At 58.8% G+C, this 1399-nt stretch carries 1 protein-coding gene and 2 tRNA genes; 1 reads left to right on the top strand and 2 read right to left on the bottom strand.

All coding sequences use genetic code 11. From position 1 onward, the window contains the following. Positions 1-94: 94 nt before the first annotated feature. A tRNA-Asp gene (locus F8N49_RS27725) sits at positions 95-171 on the bottom strand. A gap of 19 nt (positions 172-190) precedes the next feature. Beyond that, positions 191-266: transfer RNA gene (locus F8N49_RS27720), tRNA-Val, on the bottom strand. 159 nt (positions 267-425) lie between these two features. Here F8N49_RS27720 and rdgC point away from each other — a divergent pair. Then, positions 426-1346 carry a recombination-associated protein RdgC gene (gene rdgC / locus F8N49_RS27715; protein ID WP_024012190.1) on the top strand — a complete coding sequence of 307 codons (921 nt, stop codon included), beginning with the start codon at positions 426-428 and terminating at the stop codon, positions 1344-1346. Positions 1347-1399: the final 53 nt, after the last annotated feature.

Raw genomic sequence — 1399 nt, 5'->3', positions numbered from 1 at the left:
ACATCCCGCAGGTACAACCTTGAGACAGAAAAAAACCCGCATCAGCGGGTTTTTCCGTGGCGACCTGGCGTTCAGTGGTCCAGGTTACCGAATATGGCGCAGCGGACGGGACTCGAACCCGCGACCCCCGGCGTGACAGGCCGGTATTCTAACCGACTGAACTACCGCTGCGCTAAACACTTGAAACGAATGGTGGGTGATGACGGGATCGAACCGCCGACATTCTGCTTGTAAGGCAGACGCTCTCCCAGCTGAGCTAATCACCCTTCGCTTCGGTGTGGCGCGCATTCTACGGAGCACCCCAACCTCTGGCAAGCACTTTTTTAAATAATTTTCCGAGGCCTTCCAAAGGCTTAGAGAAGGGTTGGCCTATGCCCCGGCGAAGACAATAATGCCCCCCTTTGTATAAAGGAGTGACTCGCCCCATGTGGTTCAAGAACCTGCTGATCTATCGCCTGACCCAAGACCTGCCTGTCGATGCCGAGGCGCTGGAAACTGCACTGGCGACCAAACTGGCGCGGCCGTGTGCAAGCCAGGAGCTGACCACTTACGGTTTCGTTGCACCGTTCGGCAAGGGCGAAGATGCGCCGCTGGTACACGTCAGCGGCGATTTCCTGCTGATCTCTGCGCGCAAGGAAGAACGTATTCTGCCGGGCAGCGTTGTGCGTGACGCGGTCAAGGAAAAGGTCGAAGAGATCGAAGCCGAGCAGATGCGCAAGGTCTATAAGAAGGAACGCGACCAGATCAAGGATGAAATTATCCAGGCGTTCCTGCCGCGCGCGTTCATTCGTCGTTCCTCGACCTTTGCCGCGATCGCGCCGAAACAGGGCCTGATCCTGGTCAACTCGGCCAGCCCGAAACGCGCCGAAGACCTGCTGTCGACCCTGCGCGAAGTGATCGGCACCCTGCCCGTACGTCCGCTGACCGTGAAAATGGCGCCGACTGCGGTGATGACCGAATGGGTCACCACGCAGAAAGCCGCCGACGATTTCTATGTGCTGGACGAGTGCGAACTGCGCGACACGCACGAAGACGGCGGCATCGTCCGTTGCAAGCGCCAGGACCTGACCAGCGAAGAAATCCAGCTGCACCTGAGCACCGGCAAAGTCGTCACTCAGTTGTCGCTGGCCTGGCAGGACAAACTGTCGTTCATGCTCGACGACAAGATGACCGTCAAGCGCCTGAAATTCGAGGATCTGTTGCAGGATCAGGCGGAACAGGACGGCGGCGACGAAGCCCTGGGCCAACTGGATGCCAGCTTCACCCTGATGATGCTGACCTTCGGCGACTTCCTGCCGGCACTGGTTGAAGCGTTGGGTGGGGAAGAGATGCCGCAGGGGATCTGACTCTGAAGAGTATTTAACCTGTGGGAGCGAGCCTGCTCGCGAATGCGGTGCGC

The organism is Pseudomonas sp. GXM4 (genome assembly GCF_008923895.1).
GTDB lineage: Bacteria > Pseudomonadota > Gammaproteobacteria > Pseudomonadales > Pseudomonadaceae > Aquipseudomonas > Aquipseudomonas atacamensis.
This window is presented reverse-complemented; position numbering and strand designations above follow the sequence as displayed.